At 71.2% G+C, this 17641-nt stretch carries 20 protein-coding genes; 7 read left to right on the top strand and 13 right to left on the bottom strand.

What is annotated here, in order from left to right; translation table 11 throughout:
- Nucleotides 1–23 precede the first annotated feature (23 nt).
- Nucleotides 24–578 (top strand): CGNR zinc finger domain-containing protein, encoded by a 555-nt coding sequence (locus KSO98_RS05455; RefSeq protein ID WP_225283995.1) that lies wholly within the window; start codon nucleotides 24–26, stop codon nucleotides 576–578.
- Nucleotides 579–648: 70 nt separating this feature from the next.
- Here KSO98_RS05455 and KSO98_RS05460 read toward each other — a convergent pair whose 3' ends face one another.
- The 4 genes from KSO98_RS05460 to KSO98_RS05475 all read right to left on the bottom strand — a co-directional run bounded on the left by KSO98_RS05460 (nucleotide 649) and on the right by KSO98_RS05475 (nucleotide 3872).
- Entirely contained in the window at nucleotides 649–1734 is a 1086-nt protein-coding gene (locus KSO98_RS05460; protein WP_225283997.1) for a hypothetical protein, read from the bottom strand.
- Entirely contained in the window at nucleotides 1727–2236 is a 510-nt protein-coding gene (locus KSO98_RS05465) for a SigE family RNA polymerase sigma factor (protein WP_225283998.1), read from the bottom strand. The genes KSO98_RS05460 and KSO98_RS05465 overlap by 8 nt, the downstream gene beginning before the upstream one ends.
- 65 nt (nucleotides 2237–2301) lie before the next feature.
- Nucleotides 2302–3093 carry an alpha/beta fold hydrolase gene (locus KSO98_RS05470; protein WP_225284000.1) on the bottom strand — a complete coding sequence of 264 codons (792 nt, stop codon included), beginning with the start codon at nucleotides 3091–3093 and terminating at the stop codon, nucleotides 2302–2304.
- Nucleotides 3090–3872 (bottom strand): hypothetical protein, encoded by a 783-nt coding sequence (locus tag KSO98_RS05475; protein WP_225284002.1) that lies wholly within the window; start codon nucleotides 3870–3872, stop codon nucleotides 3090–3092. Before KSO98_RS05475 ends, KSO98_RS05470 begins: the two co-directional genes overlap by 4 nt.
- 30 nt (nucleotides 3873–3902) lie before the next feature.
- Between KSO98_RS05475 and KSO98_RS05480 the strand changes: the two genes are divergently transcribed.
- On the top strand, nucleotides 3903–4436 hold the full coding sequence (locus KSO98_RS05480; protein ID WP_225284004.1) for a DinB family protein: 534 nt from the start codon (nucleotides 3903–3905) through the stop codon (nucleotides 4434–4436).
- On the opposite strand, the gene KSO98_RS05485 is transcribed toward KSO98_RS05480, so the two are convergent.
- A complete protein-coding gene (locus KSO98_RS05485) occupies nucleotides 4412–5383 on the bottom strand; it encodes a helix-turn-helix transcriptional regulator (RefSeq protein ID WP_225284005.1) in 972 nt (323 codons plus the stop codon). The genes KSO98_RS05480 and KSO98_RS05485 overlap by 25 nt on opposite strands.
- Before the next feature lie 93 nt (nucleotides 5384–5476).
- Between KSO98_RS05485 and KSO98_RS05490 the strand changes: the two genes are divergently transcribed.
- Nucleotides 5477–6070 (top strand): DinB family protein, encoded by a 594-nt coding sequence (locus KSO98_RS05490; RefSeq protein ID WP_225284006.1) that lies wholly within the window; start codon nucleotides 5477–5479, stop codon nucleotides 6068–6070.
- Here KSO98_RS05490 and KSO98_RS05495 read toward each other — a convergent pair.
- From KSO98_RS05495 to KSO98_RS05505, 3 genes are all read right to left on the bottom strand, one after another.
- Entirely contained in the window at nucleotides 6067–6663 is a 597-nt protein-coding gene (locus tag KSO98_RS05495) for a TMEM175 family protein (RefSeq protein WP_225284007.1), read from the bottom strand. The two genes, KSO98_RS05490 and KSO98_RS05495, sit on opposite strands and share 4 nt — an antisense overlap.
- Entirely contained in the window at nucleotides 6644–8134 is a 1491-nt protein-coding gene (locus tag KSO98_RS05500; RefSeq protein ID WP_225284008.1) for an MFS transporter, read from the bottom strand. Before KSO98_RS05500 ends, KSO98_RS05495 begins: the two co-directional genes overlap by 20 nt.
- A 100-nt stretch (nucleotides 8135–8234) precedes the next feature.
- A complete protein-coding gene (locus tag KSO98_RS05505) occupies nucleotides 8235–9407 on the bottom strand; it encodes a 3-hydroxyacyl-CoA dehydrogenase NAD-binding domain-containing protein (protein WP_225284009.1) in 1173 nt (390 codons plus the stop codon).
- Between the two features lie 147 nt (nucleotides 9408–9554).
- Between KSO98_RS05505 and KSO98_RS05510 the strand changes: the two genes are divergently transcribed.
- The 3 genes from KSO98_RS05510 to KSO98_RS05520 are packed head-to-tail and all read left to right on the top strand — an operon-like array spanning nucleotide 9555 to nucleotide 12369.
- Nucleotides 9555–11309: a putative bifunctional diguanylate cyclase/phosphodiesterase gene (locus tag KSO98_RS05510; RefSeq protein ID WP_225284010.1), complete on the top strand. Its 1755-nt coding sequence runs from the start codon at nucleotides 9555–9557 to the stop codon at nucleotides 11307–11309.
- An 11-nt stretch (nucleotides 11310–11320) separates the two neighbouring features.
- Nucleotides 11321–12007, top strand: coding sequence for an endonuclease NucS (nucS, locus tag KSO98_RS05515; RefSeq protein WP_225284011.1), 687 nt, complete (start codon nucleotides 11321–11323; stop codon nucleotides 12005–12007).
- Nucleotides 12007–12369, top strand: a complete 363-nt coding sequence (locus tag KSO98_RS05520; protein ID WP_225284012.1) for an ArsC/Spx/MgsR family protein — start codon at nucleotides 12007–12009, stop codon at nucleotides 12367–12369. The genes nucS and KSO98_RS05520 overlap by 1 nt, the downstream gene beginning before the upstream one ends.
- 1 nt (nucleotide 12370) lies before the next feature.
- Here the strand turns inward: KSO98_RS05520 and KSO98_RS05525 are convergent, their stop codons facing one another.
- A complete protein-coding gene (locus KSO98_RS05525; protein ID WP_225284013.1) occupies nucleotides 12371–14389 on the bottom strand; it encodes an ethylmalonyl-CoA mutase in 2019 nt (672 codons plus the stop codon).
- 81 nt (nucleotides 14390–14470) lie between these two features.
- Nucleotides 14471–14815 carry an STAS domain-containing protein gene (locus KSO98_RS05530; protein ID WP_225284015.1) on the bottom strand — a complete coding sequence of 115 codons (345 nt, stop codon included), beginning with the start codon at nucleotides 14813–14815 and terminating at the stop codon, nucleotides 14471–14473.
- Between the two features lie 106 nt (nucleotides 14816–14921).
- On the opposite strand from KSO98_RS05530, the gene KSO98_RS05535 reads away from it, so the two are divergent.
- Nucleotides 14922–15500, top strand: a complete 579-nt coding sequence (locus KSO98_RS05535) for a cob(I)yrinic acid a,c-diamide adenosyltransferase (RefSeq protein WP_225284016.1) — start codon at nucleotides 14922–14924, stop codon at nucleotides 15498–15500.
- A gap of 62 nt (nucleotides 15501–15562) precedes the next feature.
- Here the strand turns inward: KSO98_RS05535 and KSO98_RS05540 are convergent, their stop codons facing one another.
- From KSO98_RS05540 to KSO98_RS05550, 3 genes are read right to left on the bottom strand one after another with little or no spacing between them, the layout of a single operon-like run.
- Nucleotides 15563–16759, bottom strand: coding sequence for an MFS transporter (locus KSO98_RS05540; protein WP_225284018.1), 1197 nt, complete (start codon nucleotides 16757–16759; stop codon nucleotides 15563–15565).
- 37 nt (nucleotides 16760–16796) lie between these two features.
- Nucleotides 16797–17240 (bottom strand): DUF2550 domain-containing protein, encoded by a 444-nt coding sequence (locus KSO98_RS05545; protein ID WP_225284020.1) that lies wholly within the window; start codon nucleotides 17238–17240, stop codon nucleotides 16797–16799.
- A 7-nt stretch (nucleotides 17241–17247) separates the two neighbouring features.
- Nucleotides 17248–17640, bottom strand: a complete 393-nt coding sequence (locus KSO98_RS05550) for a F0F1 ATP synthase subunit epsilon (protein ID WP_225284022.1) — start codon at nucleotides 17638–17640, stop codon at nucleotides 17248–17250.
- Nucleotide 17641: the final 1 nt, after the last annotated feature.

Genomic DNA, 17641 nt, shown 5'->3' on the forward strand with positions numbered 1-17641 from the left:
GAGGCGTTCGGTAATCTGTCAATGTGGTTTTCGCTCATGACACCGAGGAGTCGCTCCTCGCCGCGGTCGCCCTGGTGAACAGCGCCCAGCCGCCGGAGACGATGACCGCGGTCGCCGAGCTGGATGCGTTCTACGAGCGCTTCGGCTACACCGGGCGCCACGACCGCACCCGTGCCGAGCTGGCCGAGGTCCGTGCCCTGCGCCCGGAGCTGCGGGCGCTCCTGCTCAGCGAGCGCGATGAGGCGGTCGCTCGGGTCAACGCGGTCCTCAGCGAGGAGCGCGCGGTGCCGCAGCTGATCCGGCACGCCCCCCTCGACTGGCACATCCACGCCGTCGGGAACGAGGCGCCGCTGGCGACCCGGATCCGCGTCGAGACCGCGATGGCGATGATCGACGTCATCCGCGCCGATGAGCACGCCCGGCTCAGCACGTGTGCGGACGACACGTGCGAGGGCGTCGTCCTGGACCTGTCGCGCAACCGGTCCAAGCGGTTCTGCTCGGTGGCGTGCGGCAACCGCAACGCGGTCGCGGCCTACCGCGCCCGACAGGCGGCGACCGACCAGGCGATTCGGACCTGACTCCCGGGCCCGCGGCCGGCGCCGGAGCTTGTTCCTCGCTGGCGCTGTCGCTCTCCTGGTCGCCTCGCGCTCAACCGCCGATCAGCACTCCGGGCACGTCGATGAGCGGGTTGCCGTCCAGGACGGCGTTGAGCCCGTCGACCGCCCAGGGCACGACGTCCTCCGGGGTGAGCAGGTGCTGGAGCCCGGTGCCGTCCGTGATGCTCGGGCAGGACAGGTCCACGACGTAGTCGCGGCTGCCTCCGTCCTCCCCCGGAAGGTGGAGGAGCGCCCACTCTCCGCCACTGGCGTCGACGCAGCTGAACTCCCCCGCCGGAGGCGCCGCATCCACACCCGCGACGAGTGCCTCGGCCGCCCCGGCATCGAGGTCCTGCCGGTAGACGAGCTGGTAGCCGGACCCGGTCGGGCGGTAGGCGCACACCGTCATCCTGTCGGGCACGAAGGTCGCGGCGCTCGAGTCACCCGTCGACACCTCGTCCGCGGTCGGCGGCGAGGCGAGGGTCGTGCTGCACGGCCCCGTGGGGATCACCGCCGCCGAGGTGAGGATGCTCCGGCGAAGGTGCGCGTCCGGGCTGCCGACGGTCACCGTCATGCCGCCGATCGATCGGGTCTGCTGTACCCAACCGCCGCCGAGGTCGACCGTCCCGACGGGCACGTGGCCGCCGAGCCAGACGTACGGGACCGTTGGCCGCCCGCCCTGGGGCTTCGGGCAACGTGGGACCTGGGCCACCGGCCGGCCGACGTACCCGGGCACCGTCTCGCCCTCGCCCAGCCTGTGCCCGTCAGCGCCCCGGGTCGGGAACACGCCGCACGCGCCCGGCGCACCTCCCCAGCCCCAGGTCGCCGGCACGTAGACGCCGAGGTCGCGCCACACCTCCAGGCGGTAGCCGCCCCGCACCTCGGACGCCCCATCGGGGGCCCGGGCGGCCGGGGTCGCCCCACCCGGGCTCGGCGGCGCACCGCTGCCGTCCGGCCGCGGCACCGTGACCGCACCGGCACCGGCCACCACGAGGACCGCGACCGCCGCGGTGCCCAGCCGCCCGCGGAGGCGACGACGGCGGCCCGCGCGTGCGCGCTGCGCCAACGGCGCGCCGGTCGCGACCTCGTCGGCCAGCCGCGCGAGGTGCTCCCGCAGGGTCTGCTCCGGATCAGTCATCACGATCCTTCTTCGCCAGCTCGCGCCGCAGCACCTGCAGCGCCCGATGGACGTGCGATCGGGCGGTGGACTCCGCGCAGCCCAGGAGCACGGCGATCTCGCGGTAGTCCATGTCCTGGTAGAAGCGCAGCACCACGGCCGCGCGCTGCGCGGGCGGCAGGCCCGCGCACAGGTTGCGCACGACCTCCCGGCCGGCGACCTCATCGGCCGGGTCGGGCGTCGTCCCGCGCACCTCGACCACCGGGATGACCCGGCGCCGCCAGCGCCGCCACAGCGAGATGTGCTGGTTGACGATCATGCGGCGCACGTAGGTCTCGGGGTCCTCGGTCCTCGAGACGCGCGGCCAGGACGCGAGGGCACGCTCGAGTGCGCCCTGGACCGCGTCCTCGGCCTCGCTCTGGCTGCCCGTGAGCAGGTAGGCGAACCGGAGCAGCGACGCACCCCGCACTGCCACCCAGTCGTCGAACGACGGCGTGGCGACGGGACGGAGTCGATCGCTCACCCGTACATCCATGCACGACTCACGCCCGGACGCGAGGGTTCGTTGCACCCGGGCGTGCGGAAATCTCAGCCGGCGAGGAAGCGGCGCAGGGCCTCAGTGAAGATCTCCGGCTTCTCCGAGTGCACCCAGTGCCCGGCGCCCTTGATGGTGACGAGCCGTTTGCGCGGGAAGAGCGCCGTCATCGCGGCGTCGAACTCGGGCGTGATGTACGCCGACTCCGCGCCGGCGATCCACAGCACCGGACCGTCGTACGGCGCCAGTCCGGCGACCTCGTCGGCCGGCCAGTCGGAGAGCCTCGCCGCGTCACGGGCGAGGATCTCGAGGTTGGGCTGCCAGCGCCACACCACGCCGTCGCGGCGTAGGTTCTGCAGCAGGAAGGCGCGCACCGACGCACTCGGGACCGCCTCCACCAGCGCGGCGTCGGCGTCCTCGCGGCTGGCGAGCGTGTTCAGGTCGAGCGCGTGCATCGCCTCGATGTAGCCGGTGAACTCGCGCGCCGTCGAGTAGGAGACGGGCGCCATGTCGGCCACGACGAGCCGCTCGATCAGCTCGGGGTGGCGCAGGGCCGCCATCATCGCGACCTTCCCGCCCATCGAGTGCCCGACCAGCGCGACCGGGCCCGTGGCGGCCAGTGGCGCGAGCACCTCGGTGGCGACGATGTCGGCCATCTGCACGTAGTCCATCCGGTCGGTCCAGTCGGAGCGGCCGTGGTTGGGCAGGTCGACCAGGGTGATGCGGTGGTCGGCGGCGAGGGCCTTGCCGATGGTGTTCCAGTTGCGCCCCTGGCCGAAGAGGCCGTGCAGGAAGACGACCGAGCCGCTGCCCTCGCCGTACTGGAGGGTGTGGAGCGACGTCACAGGTCGAAGCCGTCGAACATGTCGCCGATGCCGTCGCCGATGCCGCCGAATAGATCGCCCATGCCCGAGCCGATCTCGCCGATGCCCTCCCCGAGGCCCTCCGCGAGCGCACCCATCCCCTCGCCGAGCCCCTCGAACATGAAGCCCATGAACATCCAGTCGAGGACGCCGAAGCCGCCGAAGTAGCCCTGGGCGTACGGCTGGTAGGCGCGACCGCCCTCCCAGTACGGCACGCGGCGCGAGCCGACCATCACCTGGCGGGCGTCCGGCTCGGCGCCAGCGCGCACCCGCTCGGCGTCGAGGGCACAGGCCGGGACCTGGCGCACCGCCCCGCCGCGGGGCGCGAAGTCGACGTCGGTGACGGCGATGCCGTGGCGCGGGTCGAAGAAGCAGGCCGGACGTCGCGTCGGCAGCGGCTCGCCGGCGAGGCGGGCGCGCACGCATGCGATCGCGTAGCGGCCGTCCTCGACGATCTTGGTGACGTTGCTGATCTCCTCGGGGCGGGTGATCGTCTCCCCGGCCCTGCCGGCCGCCTCGTACGCGTCCAGCGCGCGCTGGTAGTCGGCGCGGGCGCCGTCGTCGAGTGCCTGTCCGGCGGTGTCGAGGTCGAGGTCCCGCAGCTGCTCACCGAGCGCGGTCACGTCCTCCAGCGCCAGCTTCTTGACCGGTACGAGCTCGCGCTGGGCCCGCTCGAGTGCGGCCGCCCGACTGCGCTTGCGGCTGACCACGACGACACCGATGATCGCCGCGACGACCAGAAGAAGGACCACTCCACCCATGGGCCGGAGTTTACGTGGCAGCCTGGAGGCATGGCGTTCTGGCGCGAACAGCTCCTCGATCAGCTCGACTTCCACTGGACCCATCAGCTCCGACCACGGTTGGCGGGGCTGAGCGACGCGGAGTACCTCTGGGAGCCGGTGCCGGACTGCTGGAGCCTGCGGCCCTCCGCGGACGGCCGCCTGACGCTCGACTGGGCCTGGCCGGCTCCTGAGCCGGCACCGGTGACCACGATCGCCTGGCGGCTCGCGCATGTCATCGTCGGCGTGCTCGCGATGCGCAGCGCCTCGCACTTCGGCGCTCCGCCCGCCTCCTACGACACCTATCCCCTCGCCGCCACGGCGGCCGAGGCGCTCTCCCAGCTCGACGCCGAGGTCGAGCGTTGGCGTACGGGCGTGCAGGGGTGGAGCGATGAGGATCTGCGCGTCCCCTGCGGCCCGAGCGAGGGGCCGTACGCCGCGATGCCGCGCGCGACGCTGGTCCTCCACATCCACCGTGAGGTGATCCACCACCTCGCGGAGGTCAGCCTGCTGCGCGATCTCTACGTCCGCGCGTCCGGAGGCTGAGCGGCCGCGACGAGGCGCCGGCCGAGGTCGGCGGCGAGGTCACGCGCCCGCGCCGGCTCGAGGACCTCGAAGGCGAAGCCCAGCCGGGCCACGTGCATCAGCACCCACTCCGGCTCGGCGCCGCCCGCGGTGAGGACGCAGGCGCCCGGACCGTCCGGCTCCACGACGGCCACCGAGGCCGGCACCCGGCTGCGCAGCAGCGCCGCGTCGGCCTGGATCCGTACGCGGACGGTCTCCGGCTCCGGTGTGCGGCTGATCGCCTGCCGGACCATCTCGGTCGCCGGTGGATGGTCGCGCGGGGCGAAGCGGAACGTCATGGCCCGGACCTCGGCGAGCCGGTCCAGGCGGAACGTCCGCCAGTCGGCCCGGTCGAGGTCGTAAGCGACCAGGTACCAGCTGCGCCCGGTCGCGACGAGCTGGTAGGGCTCGCAACGGCGCACCGTCGCCGCACCGGCGCGGTCGACGTACCCGAACTCGACGCGCAGCGTGTCGCGGCAGGCCCGGGCCAGCGCGAGCAGCGCCTCGGCGTCGACCTCGACCGGAGAGCCCACCAGGGTCGAGATCGCCTCCTGGAGGGCCCGCACCTCCGCCCGCAGCCGGGTCGGCAGCACCTGGTCGAGCTTCGCCAGCGTGCGTACGGCCGCCTCGCTCACCCCCGTCACGGTGCCGCCCGCGGCCAGCCTCAGTGACACGGCGGTGGCGATCGCCTCATCGTCGTCGAGCAGCAGCGGCGGCAGCGCCTTGCCCGCACCGAGCTGGTAGCCACCGCCCACGCCTTGAGCTGCGTTGACCGGGTAGCCCAGAGCGCGCAGCCGCTCGACGTCGCGCCGGATGCTGCGCGTGGTCACCCCGAGTCGCTGGGCCAGCTCGGGGCCGGTCCACACCGGCCGCTGCTGCAGCAGACCGAGCAGACGCAACACGCGCTCGGTGGTCCCGGTCTCGCTCATGGGTCCACTGTCTCAGAGATAGCGGACCGATCCTGTCCGCTAGGGGCGAAAGGCTTCCCGCAGACCCACCAACCACCCCGAGAGGAACCCACGATGCCCGCACACGCCCCCGCTGCCCCCGACGAGCGCTCCGCCCTGGCCGGCTACCTGCGCCAGCAGCAGGACGCCTTCCGCAACGCCGCCTTCGGCCTGACCGACCAGCAGGCGGGCCTGCGGACGACGGCCAGCGCGCTCACCGTCGGCAGCCTGATCAAGCACGTCACGCTCGTGTCGCGCAGCTGGCTCGACGTCGCGCTCGCGGCGCCCGAGCGGCCTGCGTTCGGCCCGTCGGCCGAGGGTGCGACCGAGGCGTGGCTCGCGGCCTGGACCTGGACCGAGTCCGACTCGCTCGCCGAGGCGCTGCGCGCCTTCGACGAGGTGAGCGCCTCGATCCTCGCCGCGGTCGCGCAGGCCGACCTCGACACCCCGGCGCCCGTCCCCGACGCGCCGTGGTTCCCCAAGGACGTCGCGTCCTGGTCGGTGCGCTGGGTGTGGTTCCACGTCATCGAGGAGATCGCCCGCCACGCGGGTCACGCCGACATCGTGCGCGAGGCGCTCGACGGCGCCACCTCGATCGAGCTGCTCGCCGGGCGCGAGGGCTGGCCCGAGATGCCGTTCGTCAAGCCGTGGCGCCCGGCCGCCGCCTAGACGACCGGCATCTCGTCGCGCTGCTGTAGCCAGCGCTCCACGCGCCGGTCGGGGATCAGCCACATCAGCGCCACTGCCACGTACGGCAGGACGCCCAGCCACGGCTTGATGAAGCACAGCCCGATCCCGACCGCGTAGAAGACGATCGAGAGCCTGCCCTTCCAGTCGGCACCGAAGACCTCGTCGAAGTGCCCACTGGTGGGCAGGCGCCGGATCGTCCCGACCAGGAGCCAGTACGCGATCGCGGCTCCGATGAGGTTGACGCCGAAGATGATCGTCGGCGTACGAGCGAGACGCTCCTCATCCATCCAGCTCGTGGTGAACGGATACAGCGAGAGCCAGAAGAGCAGGTGCAGGTTGGCCCAGAGCACCAGGCCGTCCACGTGCGGAACCACCTGGAAGAGATGGTGGTGGTTCGACCAGTAGATGCCGACGTAGACGAAGCTCAGCAGGTAGGTGAACAGGCTCAGGCCGGCCTTGTCCCACAGGTTCTGCAGGTGCGGGCCCTCGGGGCCGTGCAGCTCGAGGACCATGATCGTGATGATGATGGCGAGGACGCCATCACTGAATGCCTCAAGCCGGCTGCTCTTCATGGCTCTCATTCTGCCCGGCGTCATCGTCCGCGGTGAGCGGCTGGGCGATGCTCTCCAGCGAGCGGCCCTCGGCCTTGACCCCGAGGAAGGCCTCGACGAGGCCGCCGCCGATCATCAGCACGGCGCCGATGAAGTAGCCGACGGCGATCTCGGTGACGTCCTTGTCAGCCTCCGCGCGGTCGATCAGCCAGCCGAAGAGCAGCGGCCCGCTGATGCCGCCGGCGGCGGTGCCGACCGCGTAGAAGAACGCGATGCACAGCGCGCGGGTCTCCATCGGGAAGACCTCGCTGGCCGTCAGGTACGCCGCGCTCGCGCCGGCCGAGGCCAGGAAGAAGATGATCGCGCCCATCAGCGTCAGGGTGGTGGCGTCGAGATGACCGAGGATCAGCCCGGCCACGCCGAGCAGCACGCCGGACACGACATACGTCGTCGTGATCATCGGCACCCGGCCGATCCGGTCGAAGAGAGGGCTGAGCAGGAGCGCACCGGCGAAGTTGCTGGCCGCGAAGATGGCGAGATACCAGCCGGTCTGGCCGACGCCGAAGAAGGTCGAGAGGGTGTCGCCGTAGGTGAAGAAGAACGCGTTGTAGAGGAACGCCTGCCCGACGAAGAGGCTGAAGCAGAGCACCGTCCGGCGCGGGTAGCGCTTGATGACGGTGTGCGCGATCGTGGCGAAGCCGATGCTGCGCCGCTGCCGGATCGTGATCGACTCCCCCACCTCGCCGAGCTCGCCGCCGGTCTCGTCGCGCACGGTGCGCTCCACGTCGGCGACGATCCGCTCGGCCTCCTCGTCGCGGCCGTGGATGAAGAGCCAGCGCGGCGACTCCGGCACGTTGCGTCGCACCACCAGGATGCCGACGGCGAGCACCGCGCCGAGGCCGAACGCGAGCCGCCAGCCGATGCTCGCGTCCACGATCGAGGGGTTGAGCAGCGGGATGGTGAGCAGCGAGCCGGCTGCCGCGCCGACCCAGAAGGAGCCGTTGATCGCCACGTCGACGCGACCTCGGTACGCGGCCGGGATGAGCTCGTCGATGGCGGAGTTGATCGCGGCATACTCGCCGCCGATGCCGGTGCCGGTGAAGAAGCGGGCGGCGAAGTACCACGCGGGGTTCATCGAGAACGCGGTCAGCACGGTGGCGACCGTGTAGACGCCGAGGGTGAGCAGGAAGAGCTTCTTGCGGCCGAACTTGTCGGTGAGCTGTCCGAAGAAGAGCGCCCCGACACAGGCGCCGGCGACGTACGAGGAGCCGGCGAAGCCGATGTCCCACCCGGTCATGCCCAGACCGGTGTCGTGCGGGCGCAGCGCGTCCGACATCGAGCCGACGATGGTGACCTCGAGGCCGTCGAGGATCCAGACCGTGCCCAGGCCCAGGACGACCAGCCAATGCCATCTGGCCCAGGGCAGCCGGTCCAGCCGGGCCGGGATGTCGGTGGTGATCCTGCCTGTTTCGACGGTGCTCGCGCTGCTCATGGCGACGCAGGTACCCGCAAATGGGATCCGCCGAGCCTGTCGATGCTTGTCGACAGACCCGGCGGAGTGCGGTGGCGGCCCGAGCGACCGCGTGCCGATGTCAGTAGGAGTGGAAGCCCTCGCCGCTCTTGCGGCCCAGCTTGCCCTCGGCGACCTTCTGCTCCAGGGTCGCGGCCGGGGCCAGACCCGGCTCCTTGAACTCGGCGAAGAGCTCCTGCTCGATGGCCAGCGAGACGTCGTTGCCGACCACGTCGAGCAGCTCGAACGGACCCATCGGCAGGCTGACCTGCTCCTTGATGGCGGCGTCGATGGTGCCGAGCTCGAGACCCGACTCGGCCAGCTTCACCGCGTCGTTGAGGTAGGGGAACAGCAGCGCGTTGACGATGAAGCCGGCGCGGTCGCCGCACGAGACGCCGACCTTGCCGACCTTGGCGGTCAGCGCGCGGGTGGTCTCGTCGACCTCGGGGCTGGTGTGGGTGGTCGTGACGATCTCGACCAGCTTCATCACCGGGGCCGGGTTGAAGAAGTGCATGCCGATGACATCGCTGGGGCGCTGCGTGACCTCGGCGAGCTGGGTGATCGGAAGGCTGGAGGTGGTGGTCGCCAGGATCGCGCCCGGCTTGAGGATCGCGTCGAGGTCGGTGAACAGCTCCGTCTTGATCGCGAGGTCCTCGGCGATCGCCTCGACGACGATGTCGACGTCGGCCAGCGCCGTGCGCTCGGTCGCGCCGGTGAGGCGGCCCAGGATCGCGGCCTTGTCGTCCTCGGTCGACTTGCCCTTGGCGATGGCGCGGTCGATGTTCTTGCTGATGTAGGCGACGACGCCGTCGAGCTTGTCCTGGCTTCGACCGACGTAGACCACGTCGTAGCCGGCCTGGGCGAAGACCTGAACGATGCCGCTGGCCATGGTGCCCGTGCCGACGACGCCGACCTTCGCGATGGCGTGCTTGAGCTCGGTGGCGGCGGCACCGGCCGCGTCACCCGCGGCGTGGAACGTGCTGCCCGCGTCCGCGACCTGCTCGAGCAGCGCGACCGGCTTGTGCAGGCTGTCCCCCGTCTCGGCGAAGCGCGCGGCGAGCGCGTCGCGCACGACGGCCGGACCGACCTGGTCGAGGTAGGCCAGCGGACCGACCGGGTAGCCGCAGCCGAAGCGCATGCCGTTGTCGATGTCGGTGGCCGTGGCGTACTCGTCCTGGAGGAACTTCACCGCATGGTTCAGGTACGGGTAGATCAGCGTCTGGGCGATCTGCTCGGGCGACTCAGAGGCACTCATGAGCGGCATCATGGCACCCTTCCTACTTACGGGTAACCCCGGAGTGATCGGCATCACGCGAGTTTTCCGAAGCGATCGCACCGGATGTTCGGCCATCGTTCATGTCGTTCCGCTCACCCGCCCCGCCCCGGGCCCGACGGGTGGAGCGTGACCGATTACGCCTTGGTGGTGCCGGACATGACCACGATCCGCGTCCCAACGCTGCGCGAGATCAGCACGCGGGTGCCGGAGGTGTCCGCGTCCGATCCGCTGCGCCCGGTGGAGCGCGCCTTCCGCGACGACCCGCACCTGCGCGCGGTCGCCGTGATCGGTCCCGGGGACACCGCGCTGCTCACACGGCTGCGGCTCGAGACCATGCTCAGCGGCCGGCTGGGGTTCGGTCGCGCGCTGCTCTCCCGGGCGCGCGTGTGCGACATCCTCGAGGAGGACGCGCTGCGCCTCCACGCCGAGCTGTCGCTGCGCGACGCGGCCGCGGAGATCCTGGCCCGCGGCGGCGCGGAGGAGGACGTCCTGGTCGTCGAGGACGACGGCAGCCCGCTGGGCATCGTGGCGGTGTCGGTCGTCTTCCGTGAGGTCGGCACCGTCTTCCGCGAGGTCGCCCTGCGCGATCCGCTCACCGGGCTGCCCAACCGCCGGATGCTCGACGAGCGCGGCGCCGACCTAGTCGCGGCCGGCGTCGATCCCGAGCGGATGGCCGTCCTCTACATCGACCTCGACGGCTTCAAGCAGGTCAACGACACGCTCGGTCACAAGGCCGGCGACGAGCTCCTGCTCAGCTTCGCAGCGCGACTGGCCCGGGCCGTACGCCCTGCCGACCTGGCCGGGCGCCTCGGCGGCGACGAATTCGCGGTGCTTCTGCACGACACCTCCGAGGCGGAGGCCTCCGCGGTCGCCGACCGGATCGTGCAGCTCGCCCTGGAGCCCTTCGACCTCGGCGAGCACCACGTGCAGCTCTCCGCGACCGTCGGCATCGCCGTCGGCACCGACCTGGCCGCCTTCACGGCTTCGCTCACCCCGCTGGACGCCCTGCTGCAGCAGGCCGATGCCGCGATGCTCTACGCGAAGCGCTCCGGCAAGGCCCGTACGGGGCGGCCCAGCGAGCCTGCCGCGAGCGGCGCGTCCGAGCGGCGTGCCCTGATCCGACAGCGACTCCCGGAGGCGATCAGCGGCGATCTGCTCCGGCTCCACTACCAGCCGAAGCTGGATCTGCGCACCGGCACGATCACCTCGGTGGAGGCGCTGGTGCGGTGGACCGATCCGGAGCTGGGAGCCGTCCCGGCGGGCGAGTTGGTCGAGGTGGCCGAGCACACCGGACAGATCCGCTCCCTCGGCGACTGGGTCCTGCGCACCGCCTGTGCCCAGGCGCGGGCCTGGCTCGACGCCGGCCACGCCTGGTCGGTGGCGATCAACATCTCGCCGCTGCAGCTCGCGGCGCCCGGCCTGTCGGCTGCCGTCCTGGCGGCGATCGACGCCGCCGGCATCCCGACGAGGCTCCTGCAGGTCGAGGTGACGGAGAGTCGCGCCGTGCTCGACGAGGGACTGGCGAACGCGGAGCTGCGCGAGCTCGAGGCGGCCGGGGTCACGGTCCACCTCGACGACTTCGGGACCGGCTACTCCTCGCTGGCCATGCTGCGCCGCCTCCCGGTGAGCACGCTCAAGATCGACCAGAGCATCGTGGAGCGGATCGACTCCGACCAGGCCGACGCCGAGCTGATCGCCGGGGTGATCAACGCCGCGCACATCCTCGGCCTGAGCGTGATCGCCGAGGGCGTCGAGCGCAGGACCCAGCTCGAGCGGCTGCGCACGCTGGACTGCGACATCGTCCAGGGGTACCTCATCGGACGCCCGGAGTCGGCCGCCGACGTCGTACCGCTCATCGGGGGCGCGCTGGCGACGCTGTAGATTCCTGGCCCGTGAGACTCGTCGTTGCGCGGTGCCAGATCGACTACGCCGGACGGCTGACGGCGCACCTGCCGATGGCCACCCGCGTCCTCATGCTGAAGGGCGACGGCTCGGTGCTGGTGCACTCCGACGGCGGCTCGTACAAGCCGCTCAACTGGATGTCGCCGCCGTGCACCTTCAAGGAGGGCACCACTGAGGACGGGCGCCCCGAGTGGACGGTCTCGGCCACCAAGAGCGAGGACACCCTGCGGATCCTCATCGACGAGGTCCTGCATGACACCTCCCACGACCTCGGGATCGATCCCGGCCTGCAGAAGGACGGCGTCGAGAAGCATCTCCAGGAGCTCCTCGCCGAGCACCCCGCGACGCTGTCGGCCGGCCTCACCCTGGTGCGCCGGGAGTTCCCCACCGCCATCGGCCCGGTCGACCTGATGTGTCGCGACGCGGGCGGGCTGTCGGTCGCCGTCGAGATCAAGCGCCGCGGCGAGATCGACGGCGTCGAGCAGCTCACCCGGTACCTGGAGCTGCTCAACCGGGACCCGCTGCTCACCGAGAAGGGCGCTGTCCGCGGCATCTTCGCCGCCCAGGCGATCAAGCCCCAGGCCCGCGTGCTCGCGGAGGATCGCGGCATCACCTGCGCGGTCGTGGACTACGACGCCCTGCGCGGCATCGACAACTCGGCAGATCGGCTCTTCTGATGATCGAGATCTGGATCAACCCCGCCTGCTCGAAGTGCCGCACGGCGATCAGCGGGCTGGACGCCGCCGGCAGCGAGTACGTCATCCGCCGCTACCTCGAGGACGTGCCGACCGCGACCGAGATCGAGGACGTGCTGGGCCGCCTCGGCCTCGAGCCGTGGGACATCACACGCCGCCCGGATGCGAAGGGGCTCGGGGTCGAGCTCCCCGAGAGGAGCGCCGAGCAGCGGGCTGCCTGGATCGCGCTGCTCGCCGCCGAGCCCAGGCTGATCCAGCGGCCGATCATCACCGCAGCCGACGGCACCACCGTCGTCGGCCGCGACGAGGACTCGCTGAAGCGCGTCATCGCGGCCGACGCCTGACTCAGGCCAGGTTGTTCGCCTTGCGGATGACCTCGACGACGTCGCCCATGATGTCGGTCAGCGAGAAGTCCTTCGGGGTGTAGACCGCGGCCACGCCGGAGGCGAGCAGGGCCTTGCCGTCGGAGTCGGGAACGATGCCGCCCACGATCACCGGGACGTCGCCCATGCCGGCCGCCTTGAGGCCCTCCACGACCATCGGCACGAGCTCCATGTGCGAGCCCGAGAGGATGGAGAGCCCGACCACGTCGACGTCCTCGTCGATCGCCGCGGACACGATCTGGTCCGGGGTGAGGCGGATGCCCTGGTAGATGACCTCGAAGCCGGCGTCGCGCGCTCGTACGGCGACCTGCTCGGCACCGTTGGAGTGACCGTCGAGGCCCGGCTTCCCGACCAGGAAGCGCAGCTTGCGGCCGAGCTCCTCGCCCGTGGCGGCGACCTTCTCCCGGACGGCCGTGAGCTCGGCTCCGGCCTCGGCGACGCCGACGGCGCCCTGCACGCCGGTGGGCGCACGGAACTCGCCGAAGACGCCGCGCAGGGTGGCGGCCCACTCCCCCGTGGTCGCGCCCGCACGGGCGGCGGCCAGGGTGTAGGTCATGAGGTTCTCGTTGGTCTTCGCGGCAGCGGCGAGCGCGGCCAGGGCGGCGTCGACCTCGTCCTGCGAGCGCTGGGCCTTCCAGGCCTCGACCGAGTCCTTGGCGGCCTGCTCGGCGCGCGGGTCGGCGGCCATGATGGCCTCGTCGAGGTTGGCCGTGAGCGGCGAGGGCTCGGTCGTGTCGAACTTGTTGACGCCGACGATGATCTCCTCGCCGGCCTCGATCGCGGCACGGCGGCGGGCGTGGCTGGAGACGAGCTCGGACTTCATGTAGCCGGAGTCGACCGCCGCGATCGCGCCGCCCATCCCCTGGACCCGGTCGATCTCGGCCTTGGCGCCCTCGATGAGCGAGGCGACCTTGGCCTCGATGACCGGCGAGCCGTCGAAGATGTCGCCGTACTCGAGGAGGTCCGACTCGTAGGCGAGCACCTGCTGCAGGCGCAGCGACCACTGCTGGTCCCACGGACGCGGCAGGCCGAGGGCCTCGTTCCACGCCGGGAGCTGGACCGCACGCGCGCGGGCCTTCTTGGACAGGGTGACGGCGAGCATCTCCAGCACGATGCGCTGGACGTTGTTCTCCGGCTGGGCCTCGGTCAGGCCGAGGGAGTTGACCTGGACGCCGTAGCGGAAGCGGCGCATCTTCTCGTCCTGCACGCCGTAGCGCTCCCGGGTGATCTCGTCCCAGAGGTCGACGAAGGCGCGCATCTTGCACATCTCCTCGACGAAGCGGACGCCCGCGTTGACGAAGAAGGAGATCCGGCCGACGGTCTTCTCGAAGTCCTCGTCGGAGACCTGCCCGGAGGCCTTCACCTGGTCGAGCACGGCGATCGCGGTGCACATCGCGTACGCGATCTCCTGCACGGGCGTGGCGCCGGCCTCCTGCAGGTGATAGCTGCAGATGTTGATCGGGTTCCACTTCGGGATGTTGTTGACCGTGTACGCGATCATGTCGCTGATCAGGCGCAGCGAGTGCTCCGGCCCGAAGACGTACGTGCCGCGCGACAGGTACTCCTTGATGATGTCGTTCTGGGTGGTGCCGGCGAGCTGCACGGCGACCTCCTCGGGCGACAGGTCGGGGTTCTGCTCCTCGGCGACCACCTGGTACATCGCCAGGAGCCACATCGCGGTGGCGTTGATCGTCATCGAGGTGTTCATCTCGGTGAGCGGGATGTCGGCGAAGAGCTTGCGCATCTCGCCCAGGTGCGGGACCGGAACGCCGACCTTGCCGACCTCGCCCTTGGCGAGCGGGCTGTCCGGGTCGTAGCCGGTCTGGGTGGGCAGGTCGAAGGCGACGCTGAGGCCGGTCTGGCCCTTGGCCAGGTTGGTCCGGTACAGGGCGTTGGACGCCTCGGCCGTGGAGTGGCCGGCGTACGTACGCATGACCCACGGACGATCCTTGACCGGACGCTCCTGCTTCTCACTGCTCATGGGAGGGAGGATATTCCTTTGTTTACCGGCCGGTAACCCTGCGCGATGTGGAAAACGCCACGTTGCGCCGGGCGGGTCCGCTCAGGCGGAGACGCGCAGCGGCTCGATCTCGACCAGCCGGTTCAGGCGGGAGATCAGCATCAGCCGGCGCACGGCGGGCTGGCAGCCGCGCAGCGTGAGGTGGTGACCGTGGCCCACGGCGTACCGGCTCGCGACCGCGAGCACGCGCAGCGCGGTCACGTCGATGGTCGTCACGCCGCTGAGGTCGAGGATGACATCCTCGGGATGGTGGGCGAGGTGCTCGTAGAGCGCGTTGCGGACCTGCCAGGTGCTGCGTACGTCGAAGTCGCCTGCCAGTGCGAGTCGCGGCCCGTCGGCATAGATCTCCATCGCCTGCTCCCCACTCCCCGAGTCGTGCGTGTACATGTACCCACCAGACGATGTGTTCTCACTCATATGACGCTGTGAGCAGCCCATCGGTTGCATCGGACATCACCGGTCCAGTCCACTGCGCCTGGCCTAGAGTCGGGTCATGGTCAACCTGACGCGCATCTACACCCGGACCGGCGACGCCGGCACCACCCGCCTCGGCGACATGAGCGAGACGAGCAAGACCGACCTGCGCCTGGGCGCCTACGCCGATGTGGACGAGACCAACGCCGTGATCGGGGTCGCCATCGCCGACGGCGGGCTCGAGGATGACGTCGTCGCCGCGCTCACCCGCATCCAGAACGACCTCTTCGACGTCGGCGCGGACTTCGCCACCCCGATCGTGCCGGACCCGGAGTACCCGCCGCTGCGCGTCGAGCAGGAGTACGTCGACCGGCTCGAGGCGCTGTGCGACCAGTACAACGCCGACCTGGAGAACCTGCGCAGCTTCATCCTCAACGGCGGCACGCCGACCGCGGCGCGGCTCCACGTGGCTCGTACGGTCGCCCGGCGAGCCGAGCGCTCGGCCTGGGCGGCCTACGAGGTGCACGGCGAGACGATGAACCCGCTCGCCATCAAGTACCTCAACCGGCTCTCGGACCTGCTCTTCATCCTGGCCCGGCACGCCAACCGCGCGAACGGCGACGTGCTGTGGGTGCCCGGAGGCGAGCGGGCGCAGTGAGGCACGAACGGAGCCCGTGAGGCGACCGTTCGAGCGATCCGTTCGTCCGCAGGCGAGCGCTGCTAGGCGGCCTCTCGCACGGCCTCGACGCCGGTCCGCGGCGGGCGAGCCGCGAAGACGGTGAGGGAGGCCGGGACCATCAGGACCGCGACCACGACCAGCGCGTGGAGCGTGCCGACGTGGTCGCCGAGCACACCGAGGAGCGGCGGGCCGGCGAGGAACGCGGTGTAGCCGATGGTGGCCACCGCCGAGACCCGGGCCGCGGCCCGCGCAGGGTCGTCGGCCGCCGCGCTCATCCCGACCGGGAACCCGAGGGACGCGCCGAGACCCCAGATGACGATGCCGCCGAACATGATCGCGAGCGAGCCGCCGTACACCGCGATCAGGACACCGACGGCCGAGGCGACCGAGCAGCCCCACAGCACCGGGGCGCGGCCGAGGCGGTCGAGCAGAGCGGTGCCGGCGAGGCGGCCGGCGGTCATCGAGACGACGAAGAGCGAGAAGCCGGCGACGCCGACCCAGTGCGCCGTGTGATGCCCGTCGATGACCGCGAGGGAGAGCCAGTCGTTGGCGGTGCCCTCGACGGTGGCGTAGCAGAGCACGAGCAGCCCGAGCATCAGCGTGCGCGGCTCGCGCCAGGCCGAGACCTGCTTGGGCGAAGCGGCGGCCGCGTGGTGCTCCTCGACCGGCAGGAACGCGCGCGAGGCGTAGATGGTGCCGCCGACGCCGACCAGCATCACCAGCGCGTAGTGCAGCAGCATCGGCACGCCCAGGGCCGCCATCACGATGCCGATGCCGGCGCCGGCGATCGAGCCGATGCTCCAACCGGCGTGGAAGCGCGGCATGATCGTGCGCCGCAGCCGCTTCTCGACGTCGGCGCCCTCGACGTTCATCGCCACGTCCCACACCGAGGTCCCCGCGCCGTACATCAGCAGGCCCAGACCGGTCAGTGGGACCCACTCCAGGACGCCGGCGCCGAGGCCGATCACGAGGATGGCGGCGGCCAGCAGGACCGCACCGCCGCGGACCGTCGGGCCGGGCTTGAATCGCTCGATGATCCGGCCACTCAGCGGCAGCGACGCGACCGAGCCGACCGAGGCGCAGACCATCAGCAGCCCGAGCGCGGAGTTGCTCAGCGCGAGGTTCTCGCGGACATCGGGCAGACGCGAGACCAGGGAGGCGAAGAGCAGCCCGTTGAAGATGAAGGTGAGGCCGACGGCCGTACGGGTCTGGTCCAGGGCGGGCGTCGGGCTGGTCACGCTCTCATTGGAGCGTGCCGAGGGCGCCCTGGTCGAATCAGCGGGACCAGTCGGTGCCGGGATTGCGGGACTCGAGCCAGGCCTGGAAGCCGATCAGCGACTGCGGCCCCATCGCGAGCTCGACGACCTCGCCCTGGGGCGTGCGGCACTCCACGACCAGATGGTCGGGATAGAGCGCCAGCGCCTCACCGCCCTGCGGAGCACGGCTGGTGAGGTAGATCAGGCCGGTCCGCTCCCAGGTCCGCTTGGGGGCGGGGGCCAGGGAGAAGACGCGGAACCACTCGAGGGTGGATCCGGAGTAGCGGCCGACCCCGAGCAGCCAACCGCGTCCGGGCCTGGTGGCCCGGACGCGGTAGCTCAGCTCGAAGGTGCCGCCGTGCCGGGCGATCACCCGGCGACGCACCATCAGACAGACGCCGTACACGACGACGAGCAGGAGCAGCAGCCCACCGAGATCAAGCAGCTCCTCCCACCACGTCATCGACGGATCAGTGCGCCTTCTCGACCGCGCGGATGCGCGCCTCGGCGCGGCGGATGCGCTGCTCCGCCTCGTCGTCGACGCCGAGCATCCCCTGGGCCTTCTCCAGCTCGACACGGGCCTCGTCGACGTTGATCTCCTCGGCGAGCAGCACGTGCGCCGACAGGATCGACACCCGGTCGTTGGCGACCGAGATGAAGCCGCCGTCAGCCTGGGCGACGACCACGGGGCCCTCGGCCGGGTTGATCTCGACGACCGCGTCGGTGAGGACCGAGAGCATCGGCGCGTGACCGCGCAGCACGCCGACGTCACCGTCGACCGTACGGGCGATGACCATGGTGGCCTCGCCGCTCCAGACCACACGGTCCGCAGCGACGAGCTCCACCTGCAGGTTCTCGGCCATG

This window comes from Nocardioides nematodiphilus, assembly GCF_020216525.1.
Taxonomy (GTDB): domain Bacteria; phylum Actinomycetota; class Actinomycetes; order Propionibacteriales; family Nocardioidaceae; genus Nocardioides; species Nocardioides nematodiphilus.

What these genes read in the sequence shown, in the direction of transcription:
- KSO98_RS05460 (WP_225283997.1), bottom strand. Translation starts at nt 1,734, where the DNA reads ATGACTGATCCGGAGCAGACCCTGCGGGAGCACCTCGCGCGGCTGGCC.
- KSO98_RS05475 (WP_225284002.1), bottom strand. Translation starts at nt 3,872, where the DNA reads ATGGGTGGAGTGGTCCTTCTTCTGGTCGTCGCGGCGATCATCGGTGTC.
- KSO98_RS05480 (WP_225284004.1), top strand. Translation starts at nt 3,903, where the DNA reads ATGGCGTTCTGGCGCGAACAGCTCCTCGATCAGCTCGACTTCCACTGG.
- KSO98_RS05485 (WP_225284005.1), bottom strand. Translation starts at nt 5,383, where the DNA reads ATGAGCGAGACCGGGACCACCGAGCGCGTGTTGCGTCTGCTCGGTCTG.
- KSO98_RS05490 (WP_225284006.1), top strand. Translation starts at nt 5,477, where the DNA reads ATGCCCGCACACGCCCCCGCTGCCCCCGACGAGCGCTCCGCCCTGGCC.
- KSO98_RS05495 (WP_225284007.1), bottom strand. Translation starts at nt 6,663, where the DNA reads ATGAAGAGCAGCCGGCTTGAGGCATTCAGTGATGGCGTCCTCGCCATC.
- KSO98_RS05500 (WP_225284008.1), bottom strand. Translation starts at nt 8,134, where the DNA reads ATGAGCAGCGCGAGCACCGTCGAAACAGGCAGGATCACCACCGACATC.
- KSO98_RS05505 (WP_225284009.1), bottom strand. Translation starts at nt 9,407, where the DNA reads ATGAGTGCCTCTGAGTCGCCCGAGCAGATCGCCCAGACGCTGATCTAC.
- KSO98_RS05520 (WP_225284012.1), top strand. Translation starts at nt 12,007, where the DNA reads ATGATCGAGATCTGGATCAACCCCGCCTGCTCGAAGTGCCGCACGGCG.
- KSO98_RS05525 (WP_225284013.1), bottom strand. Translation starts at nt 14,389, where the DNA reads ATGAGCAGTGAGAAGCAGGAGCGTCCGGTCAAGGATCGTCCGTGGGTC.
- KSO98_RS05530 (WP_225284015.1), bottom strand. Translation starts at nt 14,815, where the DNA reads ATGTACACGCACGACTCGGGGAGTGGGGAGCAGGCGATGGAGATCTAT.
- KSO98_RS05535 (WP_225284016.1), top strand. Translation starts at nt 14,922, where the DNA reads ATGGTCAACCTGACGCGCATCTACACCCGGACCGGCGACGCCGGCACC.
- KSO98_RS05545 (WP_225284020.1), bottom strand. Translation starts at nt 17,240, where the DNA reads ATGACGTGGTGGGAGGAGCTGCTTGATCTCGGTGGGCTGCTGCTCCTG.
- KSO98_RS05550 (WP_225284022.1), bottom strand. Translation starts at nt 17,640, where the DNA reads ATGGCCGAGAACCTGCAGGTGGAGCTCGTCGCTGCGGACCGTGTGGTC.